Source organism: Anabaena sp. FACHB-1391, assembly GCF_014696755.1.
GTDB lineage: Bacteria > Cyanobacteriota > Cyanobacteriia > Cyanobacteriales > Nostocaceae > Dolichospermum > Dolichospermum planctonicum.
Genome location: NZ_JACJQS010000010.1, coordinates 100,420 through 126,948 on the forward strand (window position 1 = coordinate 100,420; position 26,529 = coordinate 126,948).

A 26,529-nucleotide genomic window follows, 5' to 3' on the forward strand; every position below is an offset into this window, starting at 1 on the left:
TTGAAGCATAATTGCACGCAAAAATAGCAAAAGTGCGGAATGTGGGTTTTAAGATTTGTTCTATCTTGCAACCAAAGGCCAAAAATCTCACGCCCAAACACAAAAACACTCTCCGCGTCTGTGCGCCTCTGCGTGAGTTAATATCTTAACTTACAACCACCTAGCCGCATCCTTAGCGTGGTAAGTCAAAATCAAATCAGCACCAGCCCGTTTAAACCCGGTTAAAGTTTCCATAACAACGCGCTGCTCATCAATCCAACCGTTTAAAGCCGCTGCTTTCACCATCGCATACTCACCAGACACATTGTAAGCCGCTACAGGTAAATTACTAGCTTCCTTAACGCGCCAGATAATATCCATATATGCCAATGCTGGTTTAACCATCAGCATATCCGCACCTTCAGCGATATCCAATTCAATCTCTTTCAGGGCTTCCCTAGCGTTACCGGGGTCCATTTGGTACGTGCGTCTATCTCCAAATTGTGGTGTTGAGTCTGCCGCATCTCTAAATGGTCCATAATAAGCTGAAGCATATTTAGCAGCATAGGACATAATGGGGATATGTTCAAAGCCCGCTGCATCCAAACCGGCGCGAATTGCTTGCACAAAACCATCCATCATTCCCGAAGGTGCGATAATATCTGCACCTGCTTGAGCTTGGGAAACTGCGGTTTTCTTTAATAATTCCAAAGTTGGATCATTTAATACTCTACCTGTTAAATCCCCAACTTGTAAATAACCACAATGGCCATGACTTGTATACTCACACAAACAAGTATCAGCCATGACAATTAAATCAGGAACGGCATTTTTAACTGCGGTTGCTGCTTTTTGGACAATACCACAATCGTGCCACGCGCCGGTAGCATCTATATCTTTATCTTCAGGAATTCCAAATAGGATAATTGCGGGAATGCCTAAATCATAAACTTCTTTAGCTTCCTCAACAATTTTATCTACGGAAAGTTGATAAACACCGGGCATAGATTTGACTTCTTTGGCTATACTTTCCCCTGGTACAGCAAACAATGGATAAATCAAATCGCTAGTAGTTAAAACGGTTTCACGTACCATACGGCGTAATTGGGTATGGCTACGCAGACGACGGGGGCGGTGGATAGGAAACATAAATTTTGTGCCGAGAAAACAATACGATGGACACAGAATAAAGCGTCACAGAAGCAGGTTTTTAGCTGGCTCTATTCAGACAAACTACAAGCAGTGCTTTAACTGTCTTTTGCCCTACTGTTGATGAAGCTGTGGGGCAATTTTATATTTTACAACTTGATGGACATTTGCTGATAACCTATTTGCAAAAAACAATCTTCAAAAAAATTCAGTCAATATTCTCCATGGTCTTAATATCGCGGTTAATTCCCTATTCCCAGAAGTGACAGCAGAAGGGAAATACTATTTTTTAAAAAACCCGGAAAATAAAGGGATAACGGTAGGGTTGTTCAGGATTACGGAAAACAGCAATTAGCGCCCAGATGGTTAATCCCCAGTGTAATATATACCCTAAACCTGCTAGTGGCAACAGGATGATTAGGGTTAAAACCAACCAACCGGTTAAAAAAAACAAAGCTGCGAGAATTGCTCCATAGAACCAAACGTTAAAATGGAAGTTGATAGATTCCTTCGCGTTCTCTTTGACGACAGGATCATCTGATACAAATAATATAGCTATGGGTAAACCAACGGAGACAATTGTAGTGCTAAAAAAAATTGCTCCGTGACACAAGGCTGATAATAGTTTACGTTTATCGCTGTCGTACATTCTTTCCTCCTATAACTATATTGCAGAGGGCGTAATTAGGTTAGGTTAAATATGATTGTATAATGATTGCATTATGATTGAGGTACATATAAGCTGGTAGGATGCAGACACAATCAGAGTTTTACTATGAACATTTGTACCTCTTAATCCTGTAATCTACTGTAAAATCATATCATTGCTGCTCAAATAAGCGATCGCTTGTCTAATCCAATCCTCTACATAGGCGTTTTTCGGTAAACCAACATCTTCACTAACAACGTGCAAAGCATTACTAACTTCATGAGCAGTATACCCCAAAGCAAACAGAGTCATTTGCACTTCTTCTAAAATTCCTGGTGCAGGTCCGCCCGTAGCGACGAAGAAGCCGGCTGATTTGCGCCATTCGATTAATTTACTCTTGAGTTCTAAACAGATGCGTTCAGCGGTCTTTTTGCCTATACCAGGAGCTTGAATTAAGATTTGGATATTAGCAGCGATAATAGCTTGAACTAACTCTGGTAATTCCATTGTATCCAAGAGTGCGATGGCCAAGGCCGCACCAATACCACTGACACTGAGTAAATGACGAAATAAATCCCGTTCTGAGGGAGAAGAAAAACCGTAGAGCATAGGTAATTCTTCCCGGATCTGGTAATGGGTAAAAATTTGTACCACATCTCCAGTAGATGTTAACTGGTTGGCCAGACGTTGAGGAATTTGCAAATCGTAACCCATGCCATTTACCTCTAGGGTCAAGATAACACGATTAGGGGTAATGGCTTGGACACCAGCGACGATACCTTTAAGATAGCTAATCATTCTAGGAAACCAAAATATTTTAAACCTTCCATAATCCCAGCAGCACAACGATTTTGTGCGAGGTAACGATAGTCAGCGGGATGCTGATGATACCATTGCAGTAACTCCTCACGAGCATTAGCGACAATGATTCCCCGTTCCCTACCAACAGCGAACAAAGCAATATCATTACCTGAATCACCACAAACAACAGTCTGCTCGGCTGCAAATTTCCACTTCTGACGGAGGAACTGCATTGCTTGACCTTTATCGCTGGTATGGGGTAAAATGTCAAGGTCAATTTCACTACTATAAATTAATTTTATATTTAGTTGGGATTTTTGCAATTCTGTCTCAAGTTGTGGTAAAATGCCCGATAATTCAGCTTTCAGGAAAAAACTGACTTTAAAAGGACGTTGTTCTGTATCTGGCTGTAACACTAATTCCGGGAATTGCTCAGTAATGGATAAAATCTTTTCCCGATGCCAACCTTGAGAGAGAATATCCGCCCATTCTGTGTCAGGATGGTTGCTACCATGCAAATATATTTCTGTACCAACCGAGAGAACTAAAGCATCTGGGGAGAAGAGATTTTTTTCCTGTTGGAGTTCTCGATAAAGCACAGGCGATCGCCCTGTAGAGTAAACTATCTTTGTACCATATTGTTGACGATGCTGTTGCAAGCGATCGCTCAATACCAACAATGCCTGATCATCGCCTACTAGGGTATGATCTAAATCACTTACGAATAAAAACTTATTCATGGCCAACTCCTTTTGTCAGTGAGGTTAATTCACAAAAAGTGTATGTTGTTTTGGCACTTACTGTACAATTCCTAATTCAAAAACAAGCCCTGGTAATGAGAAATTACGGCTATACTAGGAAATTCATGACACGACAAGTCCACGACCAACTGGCCAAAGAATATCTAGAAGAACTATTAAAACCTCTAGGTAAGGTAGAAACGAGTAAAGATGTAAAAAGCGAAGTTCAAGAAATAGATGTTTGGTTTGTTCCAACTACAACATCTACAAATTCCGAATTAGGATTATTAGGAAAAATGGCGGTTACAAGCTGTCTATTTGAACCTTACCGTAATGCACCTAATGAGATAGAAATTAGGAGTTGTTTGTTAAAATTGTATAGTGTTCAGGGTGAATTGTTAAGACAAACCAAAAGAGAAAAACGTTCTATTTCTGAACAAGAATTACCCCTTCTATGGATTTTAACACCAACTTGTTCTGAAAGAATCCTGGAAGGGTTTGGAGCAAAAATAAAGGAGGGATGGGAAAAAGGAGTTTATTTTCTGCCAAAATACCAGAAAGCGGCTATTGTGGCTATCAATCAGTTATCCATGACAGAGGATACACTATGGTTAAGGGTAATGGGAAAAGGTAGAACTCAAATGGAAGCTATCAGCGAAGTAGTTGAACTGTCAAAAGAGAATGATAAATGGGATAGATTAATGGAAATTTTCGCATCTTGGCGGAAAAATTTAGAATTGAATAGTGATGTTAATGATGAAGAAGCAAGGGAGTTAATTATGAGTTTATCACCAGCGTATCTTAAACAACGGGAAGAATGGAAACAAGAGGGAATAGAGGAAGGAAGACAACAAGGAAGACAGGAAGGAAGACAGCAAGGACGACAGGAAGGACAAAAAGACGGACAACGTTTGATGGTAGAGAGTTTGTTAGCGGTGCGTTTTGGTAATTTAGATGAGGAGTTATCTGCTATTGTCAGTCCGTTAATGGAACTTTCTTTAACAGAAAGAACCCAGTTATTACTTAATTTATCTAATCTTTCCCGTCAGGAATTATTAGCTAGGTTTAAAGTTGATTAGACATTTACAAAAAAGAGAGACATTTCCTCAAATGTCTCTTGCAATGACTTAATCAATATTTTGTTGTAACCAGGTTTCTAAATCAGCCATAGCAGAAAAATCAAAAATACTTTCTCCTAATGTTTCTAATTGTGAAATTGATAACTGGCGAATTTGTGATGCAATTGCTGGATCTAAATTACCAAACCGCTTTGATAATTGACGAATAATTAAATTAGCTTCACCTTGTTGTTCACCTTGTTGTAAACCTTGTTGTAAACCTTGTTGTAAACCTTGTTTGAGGATTTCGTTATACCAGGGTGATTCTCTTAATACTGTCATATCCCACCTCATGATTTGTTGAACTATTGGTATTTCTAGGACAAAGGATGCAAAAAATGATAATAATGGTTCTAAATCCCTTAACTGTTCATTTTCTCGCAGTTTAATTACTGCTTCTCTGACAACTGCTTCTTCACCACCTCCTTTGAGAATTGGTATAAAAGGTAATAAACTTGATAAATTTTCTGCAAATACTAAACTAGCTTCAATTTCCCAGAGATTAATTACCCGATAGTCTTGATAACTTTTCATTCCCATAAATTCTTGTTGATAGAAGTTGGGAATATTGGGTGTTTTGACGTGGGGTAAAATATTGATCAGTACGGGATAAATGGGTAATTTATAACGTTCCCGTGCTAAAGCTATATAAGCCGTCATTCTCAGCGGAACTTTCTCGTTATAACGCAATTGTAGCTCATTGAGAATTAAAAATTCCCCCTCTGGGTTTTCGGCTTTAATCAGTACGTCATTATCGCGGCTGATCCATTGAAATTCTGAGGAAATAAACTCTTTCACCCGAATATCTTTTCTTTGTGTTACCCATTGTACCCAATTATCGGGTGCGAGACTGATTAAGCGTTTACTACCAATATCTACTTTTTTGGTCATAGATTGATGATTATGAATTTAACAATCAAGGGGAAATTATTATAGCAATTCCCATTCAAGTGAGATACAAGCAGTAATAATTAAACGCAGATGGACGCAGATAAACGCAGATTTTTTACAATGTTATCAAAGTTTGGAATTTAAAGAAATTACCTTAACCGTTTGCCATTTTTTGCACATCATTAATAATTTTCCTCACTGTTTCAGCATCGGGTGATTGAATACGCTGGAATATCTCTAAAGACTGATGTAAATATTTTAGTGCAGTCACAAAATCTCCTTTGTTATATGCTAACAACTGTCCCAACATTGCTAATGTCGCGGCTTGACCTTGGACATTACCAATGCTTTCTTTGATTTCTAAAGACTGCTGGTAGTGGGCGATCGCTTCTTCTATTTTCCCTGTGTTGGCGTAGATACTGGCTAAACCGTGCAAAGTCACGGCTTGACCTTGGACATTACCAATGCTTTCTTTGATTTCTAAAGACTGCTAGTGGGCGATCGCTTCTTCTATTTTTCCCGTTTTGGCGTAGATACTGGCTAAGTTATTAATAATTACCGCTTTTGTTGTTTTATCTGTTGCTGGACAGAGTTCTAATGCTTGTTGATAATCTTGCTGTGCTTGTTCAATGTTTCCAAGTTCTTGTTCAGATCGTGCTAGATTAGTAAGAATTTCATAGCTTTCAACAATATTTAAGGTAGATTTGCATAGATGTAAGGTTTCACGAAATCGGCTAGTATTAATCCACTTTTGTGTTAAAACTATTCCTACTCTTGCGGATTTGTTCAGCAATGGCCAGAGTTCCACCCACAAGACCAACTATAGTGGCTACAGTGGTAATAACTGGCTCTCTTTCGATTTCTTCTGAATTTACGGTATAGTTACCAGTTATGCCCTCAATTGCCAAAAGTTCTTTTGTGGCTGTAATTGCGTCTTCACCTTCAATAGCAAATTTAATTTCTGTCATAAATTTACCTAAAAATACCTAATTTTTATTGCTATTGCTCACTACTTTAAAATATTTCCCATACCAACAGCAGAAGCAGTTTAAGTATTTACAACTTTTGCATATTGTGACTAAGAGGATCAAAATCTCTAGGAAATTTGGTACTTTCATCATAATATGCACCATGTAAATTCGCGCCGTAGAACTTGGTGTAATGCAATGTAGCACCTCTAAGATTTGCCTCAGTCAGATTAACACCAGATAAATTCGCTCTAGTTAAATTGGCCTGGGCTAAATTCGCTCTACTCAAATTCGCGCCCCACAGTTTAGCTTTAGCTAAATTTGCTTCGCTTAAATCTGCTCCCCATAAATTAATTCCTGGTAAGTAAGCATTAATTAGTTTAGCTTTGACTAGTTTAGCTGAAACAAAATATCTTTCTCCCGCAGCATAACGCCGTTTTAGTTCCTCAGTGTCCATATCTTGTTAACCTAATTGAGTAACAAAACCTCTATTTCCACAATACTCCCTGTCAACCAATTTTGGATTTTGGATTTTAGATTTTAGATTTTAGATTTTCCTCTTCTTAAAAAGAGGCTTGCAAATGTGCAATTAAAGTCAAACTACTAGTAGTTATAAATAAGAAAAACGCCTGAGTTTTTTCTCACTCAAGCGTTTCCCCGTATAACTTTATACTACTTCACTAATTTTGTGACATTTTAGACCCGCAACTCAAATAACAGGAAGTATAAGCAGCGCGAGGGGACTTGTAACAAGTATCAAGTGAAGTGGTATCACTCCTTGCATTTGCTAATGATACCCCTTTTAACACCAAATAGCTAGTGTAGAGAGTGACACTTTCTTAACTGACACCCAATGTTCTATCAATAACTTTAACTTCGATTTAGGAGTCTTTAGCTACCAATAATTTTTGCGTTGTCAAAATTTCACATACTTCAGCGTCGGTTGTTTGCCGAAAATCCTCGTACCAAATACCAATTGCATACAAATTGTTTGGTGTTATTACTGATATAACCTGATCTACCTCTGCTTTTAATTCTTCACAAGTAGATACCGCCGCCACTGGAACAGCTACTACAAGCTTCTGGGGTTGTTGTTTTTTCAACGTAGCGATCGCTGCTCGGATAGTAGCACCCGTAGCAATACCATCATCCACCAGAATAATGATATGATTTTTTACCTCTGCTAGGGGACTATTACCGCGATAAGCGTGGCGGCGGCGGTCTAATTCCCGCATTTCTATTGCTACTACTTGATCAATAGTTGCTTGGGAAATATGCAATGAATCTACAACATTCTCATTCATAACACGGACTCCTCCGGTCGCAATAGCCCCCATGGCCAATTCCTTATGTCCAGGTACACCTAGTTTCCGCACCAAGCAGATATCTAAAGGTGCATTAAGTTCCTTTGCTACCTCATAAGCCACAGGTACACCGCCACGGGGAAGCCCTAATACTAAAATATCAGGACAATGGGCATATTCTGTTAACTGAGCAGCTAACAGTTTCCCTGCTTCTGTGCGATTACGGAATTTTTGCAGCATATTGTTATACCTCTTTATGAAAATAAGTCCCTAATTGAAGCCAGAAATTTGATCGTAAATCCTGTAATGGCACTACAAAAACAAAATTACCCCTCTAATTTGAGGGTAGCAATAAAATCAGAGAACTTGTTAAATCAAATTACCAACCAAAACTTTATTAGAGGTTTTTTTCTTAAATTTTATCTCAATTTTTTGAGCTAAACTAAAGAGAGTGGGATAATCTCTGGTAGTAAGTTACCTAAATTACACATCTACATAACTCCAGTAAAAATGTCTGAAGATCCCTATAAATCACCTGAAATCCAAGAAGTAATTGGATTAAAACCGCAACACTTTGCTGACTTAGTTAGAGCCTCACAATTAATTTTTGACCCGACTGCGGGAGTTACCGGCAGAAATGTCAAAATTGATTGGCAGGACTTTGGTATTCCTGGGAATATAGAAGATAATCTCAGAATTATCGGTGAAGAATTTCAATATGCTTCTCCCCATGTTCCCGCTGATATTATTTGGGGTAAATTAACTACAGAAACTCGAATTTGGTTTCTGAAAAATAAAGATCAATTGTGGCAATTTGAAGAAATTTTACCTGCACTTGACGAAGATTAACTATTGCCAAAAATATCCTTCTCAAGTAGGATATATATATTTTCTATCCTACTTGTTTATTAGAAGATAATGTTGATTAAAATTGCAAATACTCAGGTTTTACTAGTTCCTTTATCTTTGATGTTTCCATTAATAATATCGGGTTTACATAACTCTGATATTGCTTTAGCAGAAAGTCAGCAAGAAAGTAAACAAAAATATAGTCATGGAATTATTAATCAGCAACTAGCTGTTAATAAAACTGAATTTGGAGTTAAGATAATTAATTCATCAGGAAAGGTCAATTTTTTCCCAACAACTACCGTTCCGTTAAAAGAAGGTGATGCTTATGGTTGGAGAATTAAACTTGATAACTATCCAGATAAAGTCCAATGGAGAGAAGTTTTAACTTTACCAAAATCTCCCGAAACTTGGATTACAGAGAATCATCAAAATCTTTCCATATCAAAAGATGGAAAAACGGCAATTTCCACCCGAATACAAACACCTGTTAATGGTGTGATTGAAAATTTCTGGACTATTTCTCCTGGAGATCCTTTAGGTAAACATCAAATAGAAGTTTATATTGATCAGCGTTTGCTTGCTACTTTTGAATTTGAAATAGTCCCATTTTAAAATGACCATTTTGTGATAGATGTAAATATAGGATCTTTTTTATCAACTAATTATGTCAGTCACATCTTACATTTTTCTAGCTGGTGCTAGTCGCGGTGTTGGTCAAGAAATCGCTAAATATTTGACAGCACAGGAAATTCAAGTTAAAGCACTTGTGAGAACAGAAACCGCTGCTGTAGAACTAAAAGCAATGGGTATTCATCCAGTTTTAGGAGATGCTTTAAATGCGGCAGATGTTGAACAGGGAATGTTAGGAAATGAACCTATTCAAGCGGTTATCAGTACATTAGGAGGTTTACCGACAGATAATATCAAACCTGATTATATCGGTAATAAAAACCTGATTGATGCAGCAGTTAAAGCGGGAGTAAAAAAGTTTATTTTGGTAACTTCCATTGGTAGTGGTGATAGTGTTGTGGCTTTACCTCCCCAAGCATTAGCAGCACTCAAACCCGTTTTAATTGAAAAAGAAAAGGCTGAACAATACCTGATTTCCAGCGGACTGAACTATACAATTATTCGTCCTGGTGGTTTAAAATCAGAATCTGCTACCAACAACGGAATTTTAACTGAAAATCCTCAAATTGTGGGGACTATTCATCGTGCGGATGTTGCTGCATTGGTTTGTCGTTGTTTAAATTCTCCTAATTCTGATCAGAAGATATTATCGGCCATAGATCGAAATATGGTATATCCAGGATTACCGGAATTTGTGGAATTTAATTTAGATTAGGGATTGCCAAAGAATAAATAATCTAATTTATTAGGGTGTGTTAAATTCCAAGATAACGCACCCTACAGTTGAGGATATTTTTTTAATTTTCAGTCCCTTAGTTGTTGTTGATGTTGAGGACTAAAGTTCTCACTACTAACTAAATTTAAACAGAAAATACTACTCGAAAACCACAAATTCGTAAACCACCGTCTGCTTCATTCCAACTTCTACTAGCACTGCGACAAAGTTGCGCGTTAAAATTCCACGCACCACCCCTTAAAACTCGACGATGTTGATCACCACCATTTTCCCAGACACTACCATCTATAGGCGCTCCATGATAGTTATTATGCCAAGGATCGGCACACCATTCCCATACTAAACCGTGCATATCATATAAACCAAAAGCATTTGCAACTTCAAAATAACCAACATTTGTTGTTTGTTTACGAAATCTACTTTTTCGTTCTCCAGCATAAGTATCACTACCACTACAGTTAATTAAATCGGAGGTAATTGTTTCTCCAAAATGAAAAGATGTGGTAGTTCCCGCACGACAAGCATACTCCCATTCTGCTTCACTAGGTAGACGATATTCTCTACCAGTTTTAATTTTTAATCTAGCACAAAATTCCACAGCTTCATACCAAGAAACATTTTCTACTGGCAGATTTGTACCTTTAAATTTCGAGGGGTTGGGATGTAATTCTTGTTGAACTTTTGGTAAAGCTGCTACTATTCTCCACTGTGCTTGAGTAATAGGATATTTAGCCATAAAAAAAGATGGAACTATTACTTGATGTTGGGGACGTTCATCACTATCACCTTCACAAATAGGAGAACCCATGATAAAAGTCCCATTAGGGATTGACACCATTTCTAAGGTTGTATTTCTGCCTAATTCCTCATGAAAATATTTAGAATTACGTCGATCACGATTAACTTCTCTCCCAGTAGTGTCTACAGTAATGACATAAAAATCAAAGTTATACAAAGGGGGTAAGGGAACAATAATTTTTGTGGGAGGTGGTGGAGGTAATGGTGTTAATGGTGGTTTAGAAACAGGGGGGAATTTAATGACAACGGGGGATTTAGCAAAATTCAAATCATGTAAAACATCCATTGCTGACTGATATCTATCACTAGCAAAATGTTGGAGTAATTTATCTAAAATTTGCTTAAATTCATCACTAATAGTAATTCCTTTAAGTTGTAAACGTTCCTTCCATAACCATTTAGCATTCATAGCATCATAAAGATGATCTTTTAGTTGTCCATAATCATCTTGTAATGGTAAATCTTGAGTTAATAACCGCACACAAGTTACACCCAAAGCATATAAATCACTTGCTTGACAAGCAAACCCGGCCATTTGTTCCGTTGGTGCATAACCGAGGGTATAAATAGCTGTTGCTTGTCTAGCTAGACTAGTTTGAGTAACTTGTTTTGCACCACCAAAATCAATTAAGACCGGTTTTTTATCACTATCTCGACGAATAATGTTTTCTGGTTTAATATCGCGGTGAATCACATTGTGTTTGTGAACAAAATCTAACACTGGTAATAAATCAGTCAAAAGTTGACGAACTTCTATTTCACTATAAGCTTGATTTTGCAGTTCTTCTAGAAGAGTTTTACCAATTATAAATTCCTGGACTAAATATAAACTAGAACCTTGTTCAAAATAAGCCAAAAGTCGCGGAATTTGAGAGTGATTTTCTCCCAAATCATACAATCTAAAAGCTTCTTCTTTGAAAAATTTCGCAGCTTTAGCACGTTGTCCAGTTCCTTGCACTTGGGGAAAAAATTGCTTAATAACACAGGGTGCATTAAGTCTATCTACATCTTCAGCAGCGTAGGTTCTGCTAAAACCACCTTCACCTAATAATCTTAAAACCCGGTAACGGTTACGCAGCATTTCTCCAAAGTTACTTTCTTGACAACTTTGGCAAAATTTAGAGGTTTTGGGATTAAAGGGGTTAGAACAATTGGGATTTTGACAAATTTGCATAGAACTTGGGAAAATAGCATCCTGTAAAAGTAGTCCCCAATTTTATTAATTTGTCAAAACGATATTGATTGTTGTTAGAAAAAAATAGTCAAAATATAAATTAGTTTATGGGGGAAAGTGAAAAAATCTGAGTTGTGATTTACTTATAAATAACACTTTCGGCTAGAAAAATCTGTGCTGTTTGTTGCACAGATTCTAATTTTTTTCCCAGTCCATTTCCTGTAAGTTGGGTTAAGCAATAGCGCAATGGAACGCTCATGTTGGGTTTTATACTTCAAACCAACCTACAAATCAAAGCTTTTTCCAATTTGGACTAGGTATTGTAAGAACCAAAACTTTCTACAAATTTGGTATAGAGTGTCTATTTAATTAAGATCCCTGTGGGACTACCAGCAGGAGTATTTAAAGGTAGAAAAAATCAACATTTCAAAGATATTACTTAACCTATCGCTAAAGTCACCCTTGGCTATGGAACAACAATAAACACCAGTATTGGGAATTAAGTCATAGTTGAGTAAAGTGCTGTACTCATATATATTTCTTGTAAATTTCAGAAAATATATTGTATAATCTTCTCAGTCAAAAATATCTTTCTATAGTGTTAGTAAAAAAATATGTATCAACCAATTCTTAAATTTATTTTAACCCAAAATTATAAAAATCTCTCGTTATCTCAATCCGTAGAGTTAAAAAATCTTAATATTTTCATAGGAGCAAATGGTTCTGGAAAAAGTAATTTTATTAGTACATTAAAATTTTTAAAGGATTGTTTAACTAATGTTTCTGATGAAAGTCGTGGTATTACTAGTTTTGAAGAAGCAATTAGTAAAATTGGCAATGATAGAATATTAGATAATAGTGTTGCTAGTCCTGCGGTCATTAAATTTCAGTATGGCTTTTCAGAACAATTACAAGATACGAGTCAACTGAAAAATTCAGTTCTTGATCTTGATTTGTTTGTAGATAGGAAAAAACAGAAATTAACTATTCATCAAGAATCTTTATATAGTGGAGATAATTTAGTAAATCCAGATTTATCACCTTTTTATTATTATAAATTTAATGATCCAAAACTGCAAAGAATAGGTAAAGGTGTGATCTCAGTATATAATCAAGGTGAACAGAAATCAGGAACACATTTTGAAGTATTAGATAATATTCCTGCAAACATTCTAGGTTTAAATGTACTTCCAGAATTATTAGAAAATAGTCAAAATAAACTGATAACTACACCTGGGTATAAAATTAGGAGAGAGTTAATTGCATTTATTTCTCAATGGCAATTTTATAATGCGAATAATATGGATTTGCATCAAATTAGAAATTCAGAACCAAAAATAGGAGGAAATGATATTTATTTATCTACATCAGGAAATAATTTACCCTTAGTATTTGAGAATTTAACCCAGGAAAATATTGACTTTGAAGACAGCATTAATAATGCCATGAAGTCCATTTTACCTAAAACCCGTCGTCTGCGTTCTCTTCGTTCTGGGCGATTATCATTAACATTAGAATGGCATTTTGAAGATATTAAAGAACCATTTTATCTTACAGAAATGTCAGATGGAACGGTAAGAATGTTATGCTGGGCAACTATATTACATTCTCCTATTTTACCCTCTTTATTAGTTATTGATGAACCAGAATTAGGTTTGCACGTATCTTGGATGCCAATTTTAGCAGAATGGATTAAACAAGCTGCTAGAAAAACTCAAATTATTATCACTACTCATAGTCCTGATCTTTTAGATCATTTTACAGATTGCTTAGAAAATGTTTATTGTTTTTATTCTCAAGATAAGACGCATTTTTCCATGAAAACACTCTCTCATGAAATTTTAGATCAAAAACTAGAAGAAGGATGGCAATTAGGTGATTTATACCGTGTAGGAGATCCTACTGTGGGAGGATGGCCGTGGTAGTTTGGGTATTTGCAGGTGGTGGAGAAGCGGAGGTGAGAGGATTAATTCCTTTTTTAGAAAAGAATTTTCCCAGTTGTCAATTTGAACGGAAAACACCAGCAAGACTCAAACCAGGACCAAAACCTGGGAAGGTAACTGGTTATGGTAAAACAGGTAAGAGTTTAATTGAACAAATTACTCAAGAATTACCTATTGCTTTGCAATGTGATCCCAAAAAATGTGATTTAATTTTAGTTTTTGATGATTTAGATTGTCGAGATGTTAATTCTCAAAGAGAGAAGTTTATATCAGCAATATCTAAGATAACTGAATCTCATGATATTCCTCAATATATCGCTTTTGCTGCACCTGAATTAGAATCATGGATGATTGGGGATTGGGATAATACTATTGCTAAACATCCAGATTTTCGCGGTAGACATGAAAAAATGCGTTGGTGGTTAAGCACTCAGAAAAATATCTCGTTTGATGATCCTGAATCTTTTAGTAAATATGATCAAGATCGAGATTGTTGTCAAGATAAATTATCTCAGCTAATTGTTGATAGTAGCATTTCACTAGAACTAAACTTTGATATGCAATCAGTCCGATTTTCTAAAGGATTACATACACCTTTGTTATTACTAAAAATAGTCCCAGAAAATTTACAAAAAAAATGTCCTTTATTTCGTGAACTTTATAACTATTTACATGATTTTTGTAATACTAAGATGCAATAAAGGGTGGGGTTTCCCCGCCCCTACATTTAAACTTCACAAATTAACTCACCGGCTTTTTTAGTAAAACGACTGTTTTCTCGATAATCTACGCGACAGTCTATAACTGCTGGTACATCTTGAGCGAGCGCTTCTTTAAGCATGGGAACTAAATCTGTAGCAGATTCAACTCGATAACCTTTTAATCCCATACTTTCGGCAAATTTGACAAAATCAGGATTACCAAAATGTACGAAAGATGAGTTACCTTTACCAAATTGATTTTCTTGTTTCCACTCAATTAAACCATAGCCACCGTCATTAAAAATCAGAGTCACGAAGGGAGTTCCCACTCGCAAAGCTGTTTCTAATTCTTGACAATTCATCATAAAACCACCGTCACCGGTTGCAGCGACAACTTTACGATTTGGATAGACTAATTTTGCTGCCAATGCACCAGGAATAGCAATACCCATAGCCGCGAAACCATTAGAAATAATGCAAGTATTGGGACTATGACAATGATAATGTCTAGCAATCCACATTTTATGTGCGCCAACATCAGAAATCACAATATCATCGGGTCCCATAACTTGCCGCAAATCATAAATTAATTTTTGCGGTTTAATGGGAAATTGATCATCTTGGGCATATTCTTCATAATCAGCCCGAATATTAGGACGTAAGCTGATAGAATAGGGATTGGGTTTATTTTGTCTATCTGCTAATTTTAAGATCTCATTCAGGGAATCAGAAATATCTCCTACTACTTCCAATTGGGGAATATAACTACTGTCAATTTCTGAAGACGTTGCTGCAATATGGATAATAGGAATTGTCCCTTCAGGATTCCATTTTTTGGGAGAAAATTCAATTAAATCATAACCAATAGCTATGACTAAATCTGAATTATCAAAGCCGCAGGTGATAAAATCTCGTTGTTGTAATCCCACGGACCAAAGTGCTAAGGGATGGGTGTAGGGAATCACACCTTTACCCATAAAAGTATTCACAACAGGAATATTCATTTGGGTAGCAAATTGTGTTACTGCGTCGCTAGATTGGGCGCGAATTGCACCATTTCCTACTAAAATGATGGGATTAACTGCTTGGGAAATTACGGCAGATGCGGCGCGAATACTGGCAAAGGAAGCATAGGTTTTTTCACTATTATCCTTATTTAAAGGTTTGCCTTCTACGGGCATGGCGGCTATATTTTCCGGTAAATCAATGTGAACGGCACCGGGTTTTTCTGTTTGCGATCGCTTGAAGGCTTTTCTGACGACTTCTGGTGTAATACTTGGTCTAACAATCTGTTTATTCCACTTAGTAACGGGGGCAAACATAGCTACTAAATCCAAGTATTGATGAGATTCAATGTGCATTCTATCTGTTCCCACCTGGCCGGTAATTGCCACTAATGGCGCACCATCTAGATTAGCATCTGCCACTCCTGTCATTAAATTAGTTGCCCCAGGACCGAGAGTAGAAAGACAGACTCCGGCTTTTCCTGTTAACCTACCATAAACGTCGGCCATGAATGCTGCACCCTGTTCATGACGGGTAGTAATAAATTGAATTGATGATTTTTTTAAAGCTTCTAAAACGTGCAGATTTTCTTCTCCAGGAAGTCCAAAAACATATTGAACTCCTTCGTTTTCTAAACACTGTACTAACAATTCTGCGGTGTTCATAAGTTTGGTAATTGGTAATTGGTAATTGGTAATTGGTAATTGGTAATTGGTAATTGCTTAATTTTCTTCTTTTTTATCTGTTCCTCCTGAACTCCTGTACGGGCGAACCGCAGGAAAGCCCCTACTTCACCCAAACGGTCTTGATATTCACAAATTCATGAATACCTTGAATACTCAATTCTCTGCCATAACCAGAACGCTTGGTTCCCCCAAAAGGTAACCGAGGATCAGACTTAACCATGCTGTTAATAAATACTGCCCCGGCTTCAATTTCTTGAATTAGACGATTTTGTTCTTCTGTATTTGTTGTCCATGCACTTGCACCTAAACCAAAGGGAGTATCATTAGCTAATTTAATCGCAGTGTTGAGATCAGGAACTCGGAATAATAATGCCACAGGACCAAAAAATTCTGCTTGGGCAATTGGTGTATCTACGGGAACATCTATGATAATTGTTGGTGGGTAAAAGTTCCCCGACATTTCTGTTAAAGGATGTCCACCTGTGAGGATTTTACCGCCACTTTTGACGGCTTTTTTAACTTGTTGGTCTAATTCTTGGAGAATATTAGAAGTTGCTAAGGGTCCTAAATCTGTATCTAGGTCCATGGGATTGCCAATTTTCAGGGATTGGAATTTTTCTAACAGCAATTTTTGAAATTTATCAGCAACAGCCTCAGCAATAATAAAGCGTTTGGCCGCAATACAAGATTGTCCGTTATTCAACATTCTCGCTGTAACTGCGGTAGAAACTGCTGTTTCTAAATCAGCACTTTCTAAAACTATAAATGGGTCACTTCCCCCCAATTCTAAAACAGTTTTTTTGATTTGTTTCCCAGATGCAACAGCGAGGGATATCCCTGCTGGTTCACTACCTGTTAAAGTAGCGGCTTTAACTCGATCATCGGCCATTAAATCAGCAACTTGATCTGCACCGATTAATAATGTTTGAAATACACCACCAGGAAAACCAGCGCGATGAAAAATATCTTCAATTGCTAATGCACACTGTGGTACATTAGAAGCGTGTTTTAGTAGGGCTACATTGCCCGCCATCAGTGCTGGTGCTGCAAACCGGAAAACTTGCCAAAAAGGAAAATTCCAGGGCATGACGGCGAGAATCACCCCTAAAGGCTGATATTTTACAAAACTATGACTAGCATCGGTTTTGATGGTGACATCAGCCAGAAAACTGGCGGCATTTTCGCTGTAATAACGACAAACAAGGGCGCATTTTTCGACTTCAGCAATGGCAGCTTTTAATGGTTTACCCATTTCCAAAGTCATCAATTTCCCCAAATCTGCCTTTTCTTGGTCTAAAATAGTCGCTGCTTGTTCTAACCAGTGAGACCTCTCTAAAAAACTTGTTTGACGGTATTCTTGAAAAGCCTTTCCTGCTAAATCTAATTTAGCAGCAATTTCCATTTTTTGTAACGGCTCAAAAATTTTCAGTGTTTCCCCGGTGTAGGGGTTAATAGTAGCTATAGCCATTATCTGACCTCTGAATAAAAAATAGTGTCAATAATTCGTAATTTAATTATTCTCTATTCTTTGTTGCCTATCATTTATGATCTAACACATTCATAACTCATATTTTAGACATTTTGGCTGAAAAATATTCACAAGCTCAACAGCAAATTGACAGTTACATTGGTGGTAATTCTAAAGGAATACTCCCCAATAATCCTTTCCGAAAATCGGTGATCATTTGTCTAGCTGTACGTTCTATGTCTCCTTTGTAGCGATGTTCTGCTAAAGCTTGTAAATACGCTTCCCCTGTGTGGATAACAGAGTCAAGATCATATCGTGTTAGTAATGGATGGGGTGGTAAAAATTTTGGGTATGTTTCCTGAAGTTCATTAAGTATATCTACGAATGCAGCGGCGATGAGTTGGTTATCATAGGATGCTTCACCGATATCATCACAAATGGCTAATTTCACTCCTGCGGCTTGGCTATCGAGTCTAGCGGGGATGACACCCGGTGCATCTAATAATTCTAGCTGATCGGAAATTCTGACCCATCGTAGTTGACGGGTAACTCCGGGACGGGCGGCACTTTCTACCACTCGTTTACCTATGAGACGGTTAATTAGAGCGGATTTACCGACATTGGGAAAACCAATAACCACGGCGCGAACGGGACGGGGTAACATTCCCCGTTCTTGACGGCGTTTGTTAAGTTCTATACCTGCTGCTTGGGCGGCTTTGGCGATCGCTGTAATTCCCTGTCCATGTTGAGCATCGGTAAAATATGGAACTTCACTTTGATTTTTAAACCACTCTATCCAGCGCGATCGCACCTGTGGTAAAATCATATCTACTCGGTTAAGTACCAGTATGCGCGTTCTTGTTCCCACCCATTCATTCATTTGTGGGTGGTTTGTTGCTAGGGGAATACGAGCATCTCGTACTTCTAAAATCACATCTACCCGTTTTAGCTGTTCCTTGAGATTCTTTTCAGCTTTGGCGATGTGTCCGGGATACCATTGGATTAGATTTAATTTGTAGTTTTGTGTAATAGACATTTATTGTTAGTTGTTAATTGTTAGTTGTTCGTTGTGACTAATAACTTCCCATATTAGTTAGATTGATGTAAAATTAATCTGTTACCATCGGGGTCATAGGCGTAAATTTCTCTACCGTGGGAAGCTGTATAAATTATTCCTGGTGGGGGATAACCTAAAGATGTTAAGTAAGATATGGAGCTTTCTAAATTATTGACTTCTAAACACAAACTTAGGGGACTTTGGGAATTAGTGACAAATTCTGCTGCGTTAACTGGTTTGGGTTGAAAAATACCTAATTTTAAACCAGGGATTTCAAACTCAGCATAAATATGAGGGATGAGTTTTTTTGGTTCTTGTGCTAGTAATTGAGTATAGAAACTAAGGATACAATCAAAATTAACTGTGGCTATGGTGATGATTATACTATTATATTGCATATTTAGGATTTGCTGAAGAAATTCACAACTACAATCTAGAATATTATACCAGTTGTGTAAGTCCTGTTAATATGGTTGTGATCAATTAAAAGCGATTCTTGACTAAGTGAGATACAAGAAACCCATCCCCAACCCACACCTCCCCATGAGATTTTATCAGTCCCTATGATAAATTCTCACAAAAATTATCGTGGCATAATATCATCTAGACGCAGTTGTAAAGAAGGTAAAAGAGAAGATTTGATATATTCTCCTAAACGATATTGTTGCTGACTATAATCTTCGCCAATTAATTGACAAACTGTAAATGTCGGTTGCTTTGGTTTACCAATGAAAACCACTCGTCCCAAACCTCGATAATCAACAATCCAATATTCAGAAATTCCTAATAAAGCATATTCTTCAACTTTACGAGCATAATCTGTTTCCCAGTTAGTGCTGACAACTTCAACCACTAATTTAATTGATTGTCTTAAAGCAATAATTGGTTGATGTTCCCAAAAAGGCTCATGGTGCTGCAAAGTTTCATCTAATACTACAATATCAGGTCGTCGGGCTGTGGCTATTTCTGTAAAAGGACGGATAAGACAGGTACGAGGGATAAACCAGGGAAGTTGTGCGTTGGTAATAGCAATACCCAGTTGAGTTGCTATTTTACCACCGACGGTTTCGTGGGGTCTTGTTGGTTCTGTGTCAATCAATTCTCCGTCTGCAAGTTCATAGCGGGGGTTGTTACTGTATTCAAGGATGAAATCTGCGAAAGTTAATAATTTTGTTAATGCTTGAACCATAACTCACTCCATCTTTATTGATTATGATTCGCTACCCTGTTACCAGGAAGAAAACAATCTTGTCAAAGTTTCAAGCGGTCACTGGTCACTAGTTGAGTTAAATGCTTGAGAATACGCAATACATCGTATAATTCATTGCCAGGATTACGCATTAAGAAACCTTTTGATAAAGAATAACGGGTAGGTTTTCCTTTGATTAATTTCACAAAAATAAACTCGCTACCTGTAGCAATCATCCCAAAACTGGGTTGATCATGATAGGGATTACCTAACATATATGATAAAATTTGCGCCAGTCCTTCTTCAATAGAAAATGAAGCTTTTTTTGACTCAATAATCATCACCCATAATTGATTTTTTAAAACTAAAATATCCATTCTCCCCTTAATAATTACATCTTCATCTGGTACAGCAATATCTATAGATTCTTCCGATTTTACATAAAAGGGAGATAGGTAAAAATCACCGATAAAAAGTATTGGGTCTACAATTGCCATTCTGACAACATCTTCTAGTAATGGTGGATAATTGAGAAGATTCAAATAACCAGCTTTTACTTTGTCTAAAAGTTGTTTATCTAAATCTGTAATTTCTGGTAATCCTGCTTGCCATTCCCAGAAAAATTGTCCATCTAAAACTAACTCAATGCCAAAATTATCAATTAAGTAGCGTAAATTAATATCTTTTGCTGGGAGTGTTTGTGTCATTATTTGGTTGATGATTGGTAATAGGAAGCAATCTTTAATATTTTATTTAGAACCGCTATAATCATCTAATGCTTGTTTTAATTCCTCTACTAGCTGGAAATATCATCATATACTTGGTATTATGGGAATTTATTGATCTCAATATTTACCGCTGGTGAAGGAAAAAGAATTTAAAAAAAGGCAAATATAGAAGAGAATTATGGGATATCCTGAGATCAATAGGACAGATATTCGCCAAATAAAGTAGAATGAAGCTGGCAGAAAGAGTAAGTAGGGTAACACCTTCCATCACCTTAGCCATTACAGCTAAAGCTAAGGCTATGAAGGATAAGGGTATAGATGTTTGTAGTTTTAGTGCTGGAGAACCGGATTTTGACACCCCAGCGCACATTAAAGCCGCAGCCTCAAAGGCTTTGGCTGAGGGTAAAACCAAATACGGTCCAGCCGCAGGAGAACCAAAGTTAAGGGAAGCGATCGCTCGCAAGCTAAAAAATGATAATGGTCTTAATTATAAGCCAGAAAATGTGATTGTCACCAATGGTGGTAAACATTCTCTTTACAATTTAATTGTAGCACTGATTGACCCCGGCGATGAGGTAATTATCCCCGCTCCATACTGGTTAAGTTACCCCGAAATGGTAACTTTAGTCGGTGGGAAGTCTGTGATTGTAGAAACAGACGCTTCTACAGGCTACAAAATCACCCCAGAACAACTGAAACAGGCAATTACCCCAAAAACTAAGTTATTTGTCCTTAACTCCCCTTCCAACCCCACGGGGATGGTATACACGGCGGCGGAAATTAAGGCTTTAGCACAGGTAATAGTTGATGCAGATATCTATGTGGTTTCTGACGAGATTTATGAGAAGATTCTCTATGACGGTGCAGAACATATCAGTATTGGTGCTTTAGGTGAAGAGATTTTTAACCGGACTTTAATTAGTAACGGTTTTGCTAAAGGTTACGCAATGACGGGTTGGCGCTTGGGTTACTTAGCCGGACCTGTAGAAATTATTAAGGCCGCTAGTACCATCCAAGGACATAGTACCTCAAATGTGTGTACTTTTGCTCAATATGGAGCGATCGCTGCTTTAGAGGGTTCTCAAGATTGCGTAGAGGAAATGCGTCAAGCTTTTGCTAAACGTCGTCAAGTCATGTTAGACAGACTCAACGCTATTCCTGGTTTGAGTACGGCTAAACCAGACGGTGCTTTTTACCTATTCCCAGACATCAGCAAAACCGGCTTAAAATCCCTGGAATTTTGTGACGCATTATTAGCAGAACATCAAGTTGCAGTTATTCCGGGTATAGCTTTCTGTGCTGATAATAACATTCGTCTTTCCTATGCTACGGATTTGGCGACCATTGAAAAGGGAATGGATAGATTAGAGAAATTCGTGCTTTCTCGTATCTAATTAAGTGATTATACAGAATTAATCTCAGGTTGCATAGGATAATTTATCTGACAAGACCGACGCTTTCAGAACAAAGAGAGGAGTTTGGGGAATGTATTAATCTTGATCTGCGGCTAATAATTCTGGATATTTGATTCTATGCAGCCTGATATTAACTTGGTAATAAACCCATTTCCTGTAAACCCTGATAAAGTCGTTGTGCTTCTTCGGGGTTATGCAGTTCATGGAGAGAAATAGCATATTCAAAGGCTTCTAAACTAGCGGAAACATGACCAATTTTCAACAACACAACCCCCAAATTTTGATAAGCTTCTGCATAATCAGGATTGAGATTAATAGCATGATTATAGCAATCAATAGCCTGGGAAAATAATCCCATAGCTTTACATACCATCCCCAAGTTATAATAACCAATTACGAAATTAGGATCAATTTTGATAGCTGTTTCATAGGCAATTTTTGCTGCTGGTAAATCTCCCAGATTTTTTAATAAATTTCCTAAATTATTATATCCTCCTAATTTTAGAAGTGAATAAATAGGTAATTTTACCGCAGCTTGATAATGATGAATAGCTGAGGATATATCTTGTAGATGTGTATAAGCAATTCCCAAATGATAATGTAATTCATACAAGATATCATAATTTATATCTTGATTAAATTGATTAGTAATTAATTGATTTAACCCTCGATTTAACAAATCCATACCTTGATTAATTTTGTGATTATGCACATACAAAGCCCCCAATTTACTACAAACATAAGCGTCATGGGGATGATTTGCAAAAAATTCCTCCATTGCGGCTGCGGCTTTAGTATATTTATGCAGTGCATTAATCACAGATTTTTGATAACCAGTGTGGAGAATTGCTACCCCGGGTAAATAACCAACTTCCCAACATGGTTCTTGAGTTAAAATTGTCGTCACACTATCATCAATTAAAGCATGATAAGGGCGATCGAAATATATATTTGGATGATTACGAAATAGTCGAGAAACCAGAGAATAAGGTGATTGTGTAGAACCGACTTCTTGACGCACCAAATTAATGACAAGATATTCTTCCTTAAGAAGAACTGATTTAAGTAAAGGAATAATTTCCGACGTTAAAGTTTCATCAGCATCTAAAACCAAAATCCAATCACCCGTCACATATTTTAAAGCCTGATTTCGAGCCGAACTAAAATTATTATTCCAAGTAAAATAATAAACCTTAGCTCCAAATTGTTCAGCAATTTGAGGAGTTTTATCAGTTGAACCCGTATCAAGAACCACAATTTCATCAACAAAACCTTTTACACTTCCTAAACACCTTGGTAGAGTAGTTTCTTCATTTTTGACAATCATACACAGGCTAATTTTCATCTCTTAAAACCATGGTATTTACAAAGTTAACCAATAATACAAAACCAACCATAACCCAAGACAATTCACTTGTAAATTTTCCTTGTCTCTCTGGTTTGTATTTCTTAAAAAAGATATTTAAACAGGATGGAAATAATCATAAATATCTTGCGCTAACCGGGAACCAATTCCGGGAACTTCCGTTAATTGTGTAAATGTCGCTTGACGAATATAATCAATGGAGCGAAAATGAGCTAATAGTAACTTTTGTCTATGTTGTCCTAAACCGGGAATTTCATCTAAACGAGATCGTTTTAATTGATCACTTCTTTGTTGACGATGAAAACTCACAGCAAATCTATGGGCTTCGTCTCGTAATCTTCTTAATAATTGTACTCCTGGTTGTTCTGGGTTAGTTTTTAAAGGTTGAGATGAATTTGGTAAAAAGATTTCTTCTCGCTTTTTAGCCAAACTAATAACCTGCAAATCTCTTAATAAATTCATTTCTGTTAAAATACCCACAACAGCAGATAATTGACCTTTACCACCATCAATCATAATTAAATCAGGCCAGTCAGAATTACCTAATCTTGTTAATTGGGGATTTGCGATATAATTACGAAACCTTCTATGAATAACTTCGGCTAAACTAGCGAAATCATCTGAATGTCCAATTGTAATATTAGGGTTTTTAATTTTGTAATGTCGGTAATGTTGTTTGGCTGGTAAACCATCAATAAATACTACTTGAGAAGCGACGGTATTAGTACCTTGAATATGGGAAATATCATAACCTTCAATACGTTTTGGTAAATCTGGTAAATTGAGAATAGTAGCTAAATCTTGAGTTGCTTGTAGATTGCTATCTCCCAATTTCTGCATTCTTTGTAATTCATATTGGGCATTTTTTTCCACCATTTCAATTAATTCGGCTTTAGTTTGTCGCAAAGGGGCTAAAATTGTCACTTTTTTGCCTTTACGTTCTGTCAAAATATCGGACAGAATTTCACTATCTGGTAAATCATGTTGTACTAGAATTTCGCTAGGAATTTCTATATTTTCTGCTGTTTGGTAATGTTCTTCTAAAACTCGTTGTAAAATTTCTCCAGGTTCAGGGTGGGAGTCAGCAACAAAGGCCAACCGGCCAACTAATTGACCAGCGCGAATTTGAAATAGTTGAATATGGGCGTGTTGATTATCTGTGGCTAAAGCGATCGCATCTCGTGAGATTGTATCATTAGGTAAGGATACTTTTTGGTCTGCATTGAGGGATTTTAAAGCAACTATTTGATCACGGATTTTGGCCGCATTTTCAAAATCCAATTCCTCCGCAGCCCTTTGCATTTGTTCTGTTAAGATATTAATTAATTCCTGAGTTCTTCCTTGAAAAACCATCGCCACTTTCTGGACAATTTTCCTATATTCTTCTGGAGAAACTAATTTTTGACAAACTCCAGGACAACGACCTATATTATAATTTAAACAAGGACGATCTTTAAATAAGGGTTGTGGTCTTTGTCGCAGGGGGAAAATGCGTTTACATAAATGCACAATTTCCCGTAATAAACCGGAATCTGTATAAGGTCCGTAGTATTTATCTTTTTTATGTTTTGCTAATTGACGTTTACGAGTTATAAAAATACGCGGATATTCCTCTGACCAAGTAATACAAAGATAGGGATATTTTTTATCATCTTTGAGTAAAACATTAAAATATGGTTGATTTTGTTTAATTAAATTGGCTTCTAGTGCTAATGCTTCGGCTTCACTATCAGTGACGATAAATTCAATTTCTGTCACTAATTTGACCATCGTGTTGATACGTTCCGTTTTATTGCTGGAGTCGCGGAAATAGGAACGGACACGAGAACGCAATTTACGAGATTTACCTATATATATTAAGCGATCGCTGCTATCTTTCATTAAATAAACCCCCGGTTCTGGAGGAATTTCCCCTAGACGATTTTCTAGTTTTTCGGGATTTTTAACTAGTGGTAGTGTTTGCGAATTTATGGTCATAATTGTCATAAATTTAATTAATTTATGTAATTTTACACGACAAATATTAAGATTTTTTTAAAATGGCTCAGTTCATAGCATACTTCTAGACAAGTAAACACACTCCATAGAGGGATGCAAAAAAAGAGAAGTAGATTTACATTAATCCTGGTGTGTCGAATAACTGCTTTTTATGAGGTTTAGCTTCATGCTAGACCTTTTTCCTTATTTGAGAAAAAATCCCCAAAATATACCATTCTATATTACTTAGTTCTTTCTTTTGCACCCCATAACAGATTTTGTGAATATTGATATACATACTTTAGACTTTAGATAGATTAATATCAGCATCAATTAATGTATATTCAGTAGTTATAGTAAACAATTGGTATATATAGGCTTGGTAAACCACTAAGCCTTTCTTATTATTGTAACTTCTTACGCACCAAAAGCACAAATATCTTCTTTAATTCTACTTTAGGTAGTAGAAATATTTATGAAAATTGAGTAGTGTTAACTTTGATTAATGCCTGAAAAACGTGTATGGACTCTGAAAATAATTTCAGGGTCTTTTTTTATTTCTGATCAAGTAACAGGGAAACGGCTAAAAACACTATAGTTTCGTTAATTATCATATTTTGTCGGTTTTGTAAACATCTTACAGAATGATGAATAGGAATAACATCCGGTTTAAAGTAGTTATATATGGTAAACACCTGGTATATATAGAGGCTTGGCTAACACCCAAGCCTTTTTTATGTCTAATTTATTTAGTAAGATTTTATATACTTTACCCCTGTAGTATCAATATCTGTGGTGACAATGCTCTATCATTTTTAGGACAATTTGGACACACCCCATAGGAAGATGATCTATCAGCAGAGTAGGACTAAATTAATTAAGTACGTTGTTAAGCACAGCAATTATGGAGGTTTGGTTGAAAGCGCCAAACCTTTTTTTTCGTTGCAACTACATGAAGCTATATCAATATCAATTTTTTGAAGGTTTAACCAGAATCCCCAGGAAGAGGAGGTAGGGTAAAAGTTGAAAATTCCGTTTCAAACCCAAAAAATCTTACATGATGACCAGCTGAGGGTAATAAAATAGTTATAGCCCACATTCCGCACCCCAAACTGTCACAGAGGTAAATTACGTAGAGAAAAAATTAAAGAGAGCATCAAAACAAACATATAAAGTGAAAAAAGGCATTTGAGAAACAGTAAATC

26 protein-coding genes are annotated in these 26,529 nt (G+C 36.7%); 7 read left to right on the forward strand and 19 right to left on the reverse strand.

Annotation, left to right across the window (positions count from 1 at the left end; genetic code table 11):
• Nucleotides 1–150 precede the first annotated feature (150 nt).
• From hemB to H6F62_RS07105, 4 genes are all read right to left on the reverse strand, one after another.
• Nucleotides 151–1,128: a porphobilinogen synthase gene (gene hemB / locus H6F62_RS07090; protein WP_028084839.1), complete on the reverse strand. Its 978-nt coding sequence runs from the start codon at nt 1,126–1,128 to the stop codon at nt 151–153.
• Nucleotides 1,129–1,417: 289 nt separating this feature from the next.
• Nucleotides 1,418–1,777 (reverse strand): DUF4870 domain-containing protein, encoded by a 360-nt coding sequence (locus H6F62_RS07095; protein WP_028090616.1) that lies wholly within the window; start codon nt 1,775–1,777, stop codon nt 1,418–1,420.
• A 156-nt stretch (nt 1,778–1,933) separates the two neighbouring features.
• On the reverse strand, nt 1,934–2,575 hold the full coding sequence (gene ruvA, locus H6F62_RS07100) for a Holliday junction branch migration protein RuvA (RefSeq protein WP_137908752.1): 642 nt from the start codon (nt 2,573–2,575) through the stop codon (nt 1,934–1,936).
• On the reverse strand, nt 2,572–3,318 hold the full coding sequence (locus H6F62_RS07105; RefSeq protein WP_190371674.1) for a sucrose-phosphate phosphatase: 747 nt from the start codon (nt 3,316–3,318) through the stop codon (nt 2,572–2,574). The genes ruvA and H6F62_RS07105 overlap by 4 nt, the downstream gene beginning before the upstream one ends.
• Nucleotides 3,319–3,443: 125 nt before the next feature.
• On the opposite strand from H6F62_RS07105, the gene H6F62_RS07110 reads away from it, so the two are divergent.
• Nucleotides 3,444–4,397, forward strand: a complete 954-nt coding sequence (locus tag H6F62_RS07110) for a hypothetical protein (protein WP_137908754.1) — start codon at nt 3,444–3,446, stop codon at nt 4,395–4,397.
• Nucleotides 4,398–4,445: 48 nt separating this feature from the next.
• On the opposite strand, the gene H6F62_RS07115 is transcribed toward H6F62_RS07110, so the two are convergent.
• From H6F62_RS07115 to H6F62_RS07140, 6 genes are all read right to left on the reverse strand, one after another.
• Entirely contained in the window at nt 4,446–5,327 is an 882-nt protein-coding gene (locus H6F62_RS07115; RefSeq protein WP_190371675.1) for a DUF4351 domain-containing protein, read from the reverse strand.
• 154 nt (nt 5,328–5,481) lie between these two features.
• Entirely contained in the window at nt 5,482–5,805 is a 324-nt protein-coding gene (locus H6F62_RS07120) for a tetratricopeptide repeat protein (protein ID WP_137908756.1), read from the reverse strand.
• A 12-nt stretch (nt 5,806–5,817) separates the two neighbouring features.
• Nucleotides 5,818–6,120 carry a tetratricopeptide repeat protein gene (locus tag H6F62_RS07125; RefSeq protein ID WP_190371676.1) on the reverse strand — a complete coding sequence of 101 codons (303 nt, stop codon included), beginning with the start codon at nt 6,118–6,120 and terminating at the stop codon, nt 5,818–5,820.
• A complete protein-coding gene (locus H6F62_RS07130; protein ID WP_236097156.1) occupies nt 6,068–6,295 on the reverse strand; it encodes a hypothetical protein in 228 nt (75 codons plus the stop codon). The genes H6F62_RS07125 and H6F62_RS07130 overlap by 53 nt, the downstream gene beginning before the upstream one ends.
• A gap of 88 nt (nt 6,296–6,383) precedes the next feature.
• Nucleotides 6,384–6,752: a pentapeptide repeat-containing protein gene (locus H6F62_RS07135; protein WP_137908758.1), complete on the reverse strand. Its 369-nt coding sequence runs from the start codon at nt 6,750–6,752 to the stop codon at nt 6,384–6,386.
• A 424-nt stretch (nt 6,753–7,176) separates the two neighbouring features.
• On the reverse strand, nt 7,177–7,839 hold the full coding sequence (locus H6F62_RS07140) for a phosphoribosyltransferase (protein WP_137908759.1): 663 nt from the start codon (nt 7,837–7,839) through the stop codon (nt 7,177–7,179).
• A 270-nt stretch (nt 7,840–8,109) separates the two neighbouring features.
• Here H6F62_RS07140 and H6F62_RS07145 point away from each other — a divergent pair, with 270 nt between their 5' ends.
• The 3 genes from H6F62_RS07145 to H6F62_RS07155 all read left to right on the forward strand — a co-directional run bounded on the left by H6F62_RS07145 (nt 8,110) and on the right by H6F62_RS07155 (nt 9,796).
• Nucleotides 8,110–8,448: a hypothetical protein gene (locus H6F62_RS07145; RefSeq protein ID WP_137908760.1), complete on the forward strand. Its 339-nt coding sequence runs from the start codon at nt 8,110–8,112 to the stop codon at nt 8,446–8,448.
• Nucleotides 8,449–8,517: 69 nt separating this feature from the next.
• Nucleotides 8,518–9,063: a hypothetical protein gene (locus tag H6F62_RS07150; RefSeq protein ID WP_190371677.1), complete on the forward strand. Its 546-nt coding sequence runs from the start codon at nt 8,518–8,520 to the stop codon at nt 9,061–9,063.
• 52 nt (nt 9,064–9,115) lie between these two features.
• Nucleotides 9,116–9,796: an SDR family oxidoreductase gene (locus tag H6F62_RS07155; protein ID WP_137908761.1), complete on the forward strand. Its 681-nt coding sequence runs from the start codon at nt 9,116–9,118 to the stop codon at nt 9,794–9,796.
• A 145-nt stretch (nt 9,797–9,941) separates the two neighbouring features.
• Here the strand turns inward: H6F62_RS07155 and H6F62_RS07160 are convergent, their stop codons facing one another.
• Nucleotides 9,942–11,789, reverse strand: a complete 1,848-nt coding sequence (locus H6F62_RS07160; RefSeq protein WP_137908762.1) for a bifunctional serine/threonine-protein kinase/formylglycine-generating enzyme family protein — start codon at nt 11,787–11,789, stop codon at nt 9,942–9,944.
• Between the two features lie 614 nt (nt 11,790–12,403).
• On the opposite strand from H6F62_RS07160, the gene H6F62_RS07165 reads away from it, so the two are divergent.
• Both H6F62_RS07165 and H6F62_RS07170 read left to right on the forward strand, forming a co-directional pair.
• Nucleotides 12,404–13,714 carry an AAA family ATPase gene (locus H6F62_RS07165; RefSeq protein ID WP_137908763.1) on the forward strand — a complete coding sequence of 437 codons (1,311 nt, stop codon included), beginning with the start codon at nt 12,404–12,406 and terminating at the stop codon, nt 13,712–13,714.
• Nucleotides 13,708–14,433, forward strand: a complete 726-nt coding sequence (locus H6F62_RS07170; RefSeq protein WP_242025921.1) for a DUF4276 family protein — start codon at nt 13,708–13,710, stop codon at nt 14,431–14,433. Before H6F62_RS07165 ends, H6F62_RS07170 begins: the two co-directional genes overlap by 7 nt.
• Nucleotides 14,434–14,459: 26 nt before the next feature.
• Here H6F62_RS07170 and H6F62_RS07175 read toward each other — a convergent pair whose 3' ends face one another.
• From H6F62_RS07175 to H6F62_RS07200, 6 genes are all read right to left on the reverse strand, one after another.
• Complete coding sequence (locus tag H6F62_RS07175; RefSeq protein WP_137908765.1) at nt 14,460–16,103, reverse strand: acetolactate synthase large subunit; 1,644 nt, start codon at nt 16,101–16,103, stop codon at nt 14,460–14,462.
• 121 nt (nt 16,104–16,224) lie between these two features.
• Complete coding sequence (locus H6F62_RS07180) at nt 16,225–17,592, reverse strand: NAD-dependent succinate-semialdehyde dehydrogenase (RefSeq protein ID WP_137908766.1); 1,368 nt, start codon at nt 17,590–17,592, stop codon at nt 16,225–16,227.
• Nucleotides 17,593–17,746: 154 nt separating this feature from the next.
• Nucleotides 17,747–18,628: a ribosome biogenesis GTPase YlqF gene (gene ylqF, locus H6F62_RS07185; protein ID WP_137908767.1), complete on the reverse strand. Its 882-nt coding sequence runs from the start codon at nt 18,626–18,628 to the stop codon at nt 17,747–17,749.
• 53 nt (nt 18,629–18,681) lie between these two features.
• Nucleotides 18,682–19,047, reverse strand: coding sequence for a VOC family protein (locus H6F62_RS07190; protein ID WP_137908768.1), 366 nt, complete (start codon nt 19,045–19,047; stop codon nt 18,682–18,684).
• A 185-nt stretch (nt 19,048–19,232) separates the two neighbouring features.
• Nucleotides 19,233–19,838, reverse strand: a complete 606-nt coding sequence (locus tag H6F62_RS07195) for a Uma2 family endonuclease (RefSeq protein ID WP_190371679.1) — start codon at nt 19,836–19,838, stop codon at nt 19,233–19,235.
• 62 nt (nt 19,839–19,900) lie between these two features.
• Entirely contained in the window at nt 19,901–20,545 is a 645-nt protein-coding gene (locus H6F62_RS07200; RefSeq protein WP_137908770.1) for a type I restriction endonuclease, read from the reverse strand.
• 248 nt (nt 20,546–20,793) lie between these two features.
• On the opposite strand from H6F62_RS07200, the gene H6F62_RS07205 reads away from it, so the two are divergent.
• Entirely contained in the window at nt 20,794–21,960 is a 1,167-nt protein-coding gene (locus H6F62_RS07205) for a pyridoxal phosphate-dependent aminotransferase (protein WP_137908771.1), read from the forward strand.
• A gap of 151 nt (nt 21,961–22,111) precedes the next feature.
• Here H6F62_RS07205 and H6F62_RS07210 read toward each other — a convergent pair whose 3' ends face one another.
• Together H6F62_RS07210 and uvrC are read right to left on the reverse strand one after the other, a co-directional pair.
• Nucleotides 22,112–23,308 (reverse strand): glycosyltransferase, encoded by a 1,197-nt coding sequence (locus tag H6F62_RS07210; RefSeq protein ID WP_242025922.1) that lies wholly within the window; start codon nt 23,306–23,308, stop codon nt 22,112–22,114.
• A gap of 135 nt (nt 23,309–23,443) precedes the next feature.
• Nucleotides 23,444–25,324, reverse strand: coding sequence for an excinuclease ABC subunit UvrC (uvrC, locus tag H6F62_RS07215; protein ID WP_190371682.1), 1,881 nt, complete (start codon nt 25,322–25,324; stop codon nt 23,444–23,446).
• Nucleotides 25,325–26,529: the final 1,205 nt, after the last annotated feature.

Bases quoted from the DNA above. Each gene is read 5' to 3' on its own strand.
- H6F62_RS07175 (WP_137908765.1), bottom strand. From the start codon at position 16,103: ATGAACACCGCAGAATTGTTAGTACAGTGTTTAGAAAACGAAGGAGTT.
- H6F62_RS07160 (WP_137908762.1), bottom strand. From the start codon at position 11,789: ATGCAAATTTGTCAAAATCCCAATTGTTCTAACCCCTTTAATCCCAAA.
- H6F62_RS07190 (WP_137908768.1), bottom strand. From the start codon at position 19,047: ATGCAATATAATAGTATAATCATCACCATAGCCACAGTTAATTTTGAT.
- uvrC (WP_190371682.1), bottom strand. From the start codon at position 25,324: ATGACCATAAATTCGCAAACACTACCACTAGTTAAAAATCCCGAAAAA.
- H6F62_RS07105 (WP_190371674.1), bottom strand. From the start codon at position 3,318: ATGAATAAGTTTTTATTCGTAAGTGATTTAGATCATACCCTAGTAGGC.
- H6F62_RS07140 (WP_137908759.1), bottom strand. From the start codon at position 7,839: ATGCTGCAAAAATTCCGTAATCGCACAGAAGCAGGGAAACTGTTAGCT.
- hemB (WP_028084839.1), bottom strand. From the start codon at position 1,128: ATGTTTCCTATCCACCGCCCCCGTCGTCTGCGTAGCCATACCCAATTA.
- H6F62_RS07155 (WP_137908761.1), top strand. From the start codon at position 9,116: ATGTCAGTCACATCTTACATTTTTCTAGCTGGTGCTAGTCGCGGTGTT.
- H6F62_RS07165 (WP_137908763.1), top strand. From the start codon at position 12,404: ATGTATCAACCAATTCTTAAATTTATTTTAACCCAAAATTATAAAAAT.
- H6F62_RS07195 (WP_190371679.1), bottom strand. From the start codon at position 19,838: ATGGTTCAAGCATTAACAAAATTATTAACTTTCGCAGATTTCATCCTT.
- H6F62_RS07180 (WP_137908766.1), bottom strand. From the start codon at position 17,592: ATGGCTATAGCTACTATTAACCCCTACACCGGGGAAACACTGAAAATT.
- H6F62_RS07205 (WP_137908771.1), top strand. From the start codon at position 20,794: ATGAAGCTGGCAGAAAGAGTAAGTAGGGTAACACCTTCCATCACCTTA.
- H6F62_RS07135 (WP_137908758.1), bottom strand. From the start codon at position 6,752: ATGGACACTGAGGAACTAAAACGGCGTTATGCTGCGGGAGAAAGATAT.
- ylqF (WP_137908767.1), bottom strand. From the start codon at position 18,628: ATGTCTATTACACAAAACTACAAATTAAATCTAATCCAATGGTATCCC.
- H6F62_RS07115 (WP_190371675.1), bottom strand. From the start codon at position 5,327: ATGACCAAAAAAGTAGATATTGGTAGTAAACGCTTAATCAGTCTCGCA.
- H6F62_RS07130 (WP_236097156.1), bottom strand. From the start codon at position 6,295: ATGACAGAAATTAAATTTGCTATTGAAGGTGAAGACGCAATTACAGCC.
- H6F62_RS07110 (WP_137908754.1), top strand. From the start codon at position 3,444: ATGACACGACAAGTCCACGACCAACTGGCCAAAGAATATCTAGAAGAA.
- H6F62_RS07210 (WP_242025922.1), bottom strand. From the start codon at position 23,308: ATGATTGTCAAAAATGAAGAAACTACTCTACCAAGGTGTTTAGGAAGT.
- H6F62_RS07150 (WP_190371677.1), top strand. From the start codon at position 8,518: ATGTTGATTAAAATTGCAAATACTCAGGTTTTACTAGTTCCTTTATCT.
- H6F62_RS07095 (WP_028090616.1), bottom strand. From the start codon at position 1,777: ATGTACGACAGCGATAAACGTAAACTATTATCAGCCTTGTGTCACGGA.
- H6F62_RS07200 (WP_137908770.1), bottom strand. From the start codon at position 20,545: ATGACACAAACACTCCCAGCAAAAGATATTAATTTACGCTACTTAATT.
- ruvA (WP_137908752.1), bottom strand. From the start codon at position 2,575: ATGATTAGCTATCTTAAAGGTATCGTCGCTGGTGTCCAAGCCATTACC.
- H6F62_RS07145 (WP_137908760.1), top strand. From the start codon at position 8,110: ATGTCTGAAGATCCCTATAAATCACCTGAAATCCAAGAAGTAATTGGA.